Source organism: Clostridium acidisoli DSM 12555, from assembly GCF_900176305.1.
GTDB lineage: Bacteria > Bacillota > Clostridia > Clostridiales > Clostridiaceae > Clostridium_I > Clostridium_I acidisoli.
The window spans coordinates 1-3,779 of the sequence record NZ_FWXH01000053.1; the positions used below are offsets into that span (position 1 = coordinate 1).

4 protein-coding genes and 1 rRNA gene are annotated in these 3,779 nt (G+C 28.0%); 1 reads left to right on the forward strand and 4 read right to left on the reverse strand.

Features of this window, described 5'->3' with window-relative positions:
• Positions 1-95: ribosomal RNA gene (gene rrf / locus B8978_RS19245) — 5S ribosomal RNA — on the forward strand; the annotation flags it as partial.
• Between the two features lie 103 nt (positions 96-198).
• On the opposite strand, the gene B8978_RS19250 is transcribed toward rrf, so the two are convergent.
• From B8978_RS19250 to B8978_RS19265, 4 genes are all read right to left on the reverse strand, one after another.
• Positions 199-1,533: an aspartate kinase gene (locus B8978_RS19250; RefSeq protein ID WP_084117896.1), complete on the reverse strand. Its 1,335-nt coding sequence runs from the start codon at positions 1,531-1,533 to the stop codon at positions 199-201.
• A 21-nt stretch (positions 1,534-1,554) separates the two neighbouring features.
• Entirely contained in the window at positions 1,555-2,124 is a 570-nt protein-coding gene (locus tag B8978_RS19255; protein ID WP_084117897.1) for a hypothetical protein, read from the reverse strand.
• Positions 2,125-2,305: 181 nt separating this feature from the next.
• The gene (locus B8978_RS19260; protein ID WP_084117898.1) at positions 2,306-2,518 is read right to left on the reverse strand and encodes a helix-turn-helix domain-containing protein; all 213 of its coding nucleotides are present in this window, start codon (positions 2,516-2,518) and stop codon (positions 2,306-2,308) included.
• A 153-nt stretch (positions 2,519-2,671) separates the two neighbouring features.
• A complete protein-coding gene (locus B8978_RS19265) occupies positions 2,672-3,397 on the reverse strand; it encodes an NAD-dependent protein deacylase (RefSeq protein WP_084117899.1) in 726 nt (241 codons plus the stop codon).
• Between the last annotated feature and the right edge of the window lie 382 nt (positions 3,398-3,779).

The window sequence follows — 3,779 nt, forward strand, 5'->3', positions numbered from 1 at the left end:
CAACACCCGTTCCCATTCCGAACACGAAGGTTAAGCTCTAAAGCGCCGATGGTACTGCAGGGGCAGCCCTGTGGAAGAGTAGGTCGTCGCTGGGTTGAAAAAAAGTACTGAATATTTATATTCAGTACTTTTTTCGTTGCATTAGAAAAGGATGTATAAAAATTATTTTATACATCCCTTTTTTAATTATATATTTTATTATAAAAAAGCATTATAAATAGAGTTTATAGCCTTTTCAAAATCGTTATTTTCAACACCTACAATTATGTTTATTTCGCTTGAACCTTGATTTATCATTCTTATATTTACGTTGTTTTTGGCAAGAGCTTCAAATATTTTTGCGGCAATTCCTTTTGATTTGGACATTCCACGTCCAACTGTAGCTATAAGTGCCATATTAGGTAAAATTTCTAATGAATCAGGTTTACACTGTCGGTTTATTTCTTCAATAATTGTCTCAAGTTTGTTGTCTAACTGATAATCAGGAATAACAAGAGAAACAGTATCAATTCCTGCAGGCATGCTCTCAAAAACTACATTGTTTGATTCCAAAATGGATAATAATTTTCTGCAAAAACCTAATTCAGTATTCATTAAGTTCTTTTCTATAGCTATTACAGTAAAGTCTTTTTTTCCAGCAATACCAGTTATAGTTCCACACTTTTCCATTGGATGAGTGTCGCCAACTATTAAAGTTCCTCTGTCTAGTGGTGAGTTAGTATTTTTTATGTTAATTGGAATACCAGCTTCTCTAACAGGAAATACAGAATCTTCATGCAAAACTGTAGCGCCCATATAAGATAATTCTCTTAATTCTCTATAAGTTATTGCTTCAATAGGCATAGGATTTGTAATTATTCTTGGATCGGCCATTAAAAATCCAGATACATCTGTCCAGTTTTCATATAAACTTGCACCAGCTCCTCTGGCAATTAAGGCACCTGTTATATCAGATCCACCTCTAGAAAAAGTCTTTATTTTTCCTGATGGATCAGATCCATAAAAACCAGGAATAACAGCATTTTTTGAAGAGGAAAGTTTCTTAACTATACCTTTATGTGTATGATCTGCATTTAATCTGCCATATTTATCAAAAAAAATCAAATCAGACGCATCTATAAAATCATAGTTTAAAAGAGTTGATAATATAATTGCGTTTAAATATTCACCTCTACTAGCAGTGTAATCTGAAGGACAGCCACTTTCTATATCATATTTAATCTTTAATAAATATGTATTTATGTCAAGAGCTTTCATATGGTTATATTTTTCTGATAGCTCCGTTACAATTTCATTATATCTATCTGATATTATTTTAAATACATCATCAAAACTTATACCTTGCTCTACGTGAGTACTACAAAGGTAGAGAAGATCTGTAATTTTGTAATCCTTAGAATGTCTTTTTCCTGGTGCTGAAGGTACAATGTATTTTCTATCCCCATTAGCTTCTACAATGTTTTTAACCTTTTCAAACTGGTGGGCATCTGCTAGTGAACTCCCTCCAAATTTTGCGACTATAATGTTTTCCAAGTAAGTAACCCCCTAAAATATTTATTTGTATTTTTTCACTAATTCATCATATAGTTTTTTATACACTGGTACAGAGAATTTAGATCCATCTTTCAAAAAAATTATTATATGCCTTGAATCCTTAGATAGATAAAAATTGTATATAGTATCTAGTTCTAAGATTCTAAAACCATAAACTAAAAACTTATCACCGATTGATAGATCATTGTAAGTTAAAAAGAAAAGAGGAACTAAAGATGGAACTATAAATTGTGGTGATATATAGCTAATATTTCTAGTAAATAGCATATAATATGAAAAAATATAAGAAAAAAGAATAAGTAAAAATGATGATATTTCCATATAAATATTTCTATTTATTGCTATTAAAGTATCAAATTTTTTTAAGTTTTTTAAGTTATAAAAATGAGAAAAACATATAGATAATATCATGTCAGATAAAACTAAAAATAATATAGAAAATAGTTTTTTAGTTAAATCTAATGTGTGTGATTTAAAAAAAATCCATAGTAATATTGAAATATGCACAGAAAGCAATATTAGTAAGATTAATATAAAGACATATGTATTTTTTCTTAAATATGCATTCAAGCAACATGTCCTCCCAACTAATTAAAATGTATATTTATACACTATATGATTTGTGATATAAATTGTATTATATCATAGAAAGATAAATTTACACAAATTTGATATGTCTTATCTGGCTTTGTTTTCAATAAAATATAAAGACCGACTATATTCCATTGAATAAGTCGGTCGATTTTTATATTTAGCTTACTCTTAATTCATCAAGGTTAACTTTTAATATTATGGATATTGTTTCAATAATATTAAAAGATGGGTTACGTTTTGCACCTCTTTCTAATTCCTCAAGATATGTTTTGGAAATAGGAAAGTTTAAGTTTCTAGATAAGTTTGATACATCTGTACAAGTTAGACCTTTCTCTAATCTAAGCTCTCTTATCTTGTAGCCATTTACCATTAAAAAACCCCCTCTAAAATTTACAATTAAACTAATTATATAATATTAAATTTTAATTAACTATGAAGTTTTAACTATAACTTTATTATATATTAAAAAAGAAAAATAAGAGATTAATTTTTTGTAAAGTATAGATTAAGGATAAGATTCTATTTATAATACATCATTTAAAACTTTTCCAATACTATCATTTATAACTAAATCTGCTGTTCGATCATACGGTGTTGATTGTTTATTTATCAATACAATATGTTTTCCTTTAAAGTAATCTATTAAGCCAGCAGCTGGATATACTACTAAGGAGGTACCTCCTACAATTAGAGTATCTGCTTTCATAATAGAAGAAATTGCTTCATCTATAATATTCATATTCAAACTTTCTTCATAAAGAACAACATCAGGTTTGATTATTGAACCACAAACGTCACATTTAGGAATTGTGCTAGTAGAATTTAGAATGTAATCCAAGTTAAAAAATTTATTACAACCAGTACAATAATTTCTGTGCACTGATCCGTGAAGCTCAAGAACCTTCTTAGAACCTGCTAGTTGATGAAGACCATCTATGTTTTGAGTGATTATGGCACTAATCTTTCCTAACTCTTCAAGTTTAGCTAAGGCATAATGTGCTAAATTAGGTTTAGCTTCCTTATATATCATTTTTGCTTTGTAAAATTCAAAAAAATCCTCAGGATGATCTGAAAAAAAACTGTGGCTTAGCATTATTTCAGGAGGATAAGAAAAATTGTTTTTAGTCTTATATAGTCCAGATTCTGATCTAAAGTCTGGAATGGAACTTTCGGTAGAAACTCCTGCCCCTCCAAAAAAAACAATATTATTACTATTATCTATTATTGATTTTAATTGGTTATTACACATATTACCACCTCAGTATATATTATATCACAAATTTAGATTAATAATCTAAGTGATTTTTGCAATAATCGATATAAACATTTCCAGGAGTGTCTATATAAGAAATACAAAGATAAATATAAGAAAATTAAGAAATAGAGAGTTATTTTCCAAATTACTTATTTTATTTATATATCTACATATAAAAATATGTTATGATTCTAAATGTCGCTTCTGCAGTATGTAAATTACTTTTTAAATAAAGTTAAAAAAGTAGTTGACATTGTGAAAGACACTTGATATAATTTAATAGCTGTCAGATGACAGCGCAGTGATCTTTGAAAATTAAACAGAGTATAAGAATTAAGTAAACCAGCAAATTCTTTTGATGTTAGAAATAACATTA

Coding starts and splice junctions, on each gene's coding strand:
- B8978_RS19265 (WP_084117899.1), bottom strand. CDS start 3,397: ATGTGTAATAACCAATTAAAATCAATAATAGATAATAGTAATAATATT.
- B8978_RS19260 (WP_084117898.1), bottom strand. CDS start 2,518: ATGGTAAATGGCTACAAGATAAGAGAGCTTAGATTAGAGAAAGGTCTA.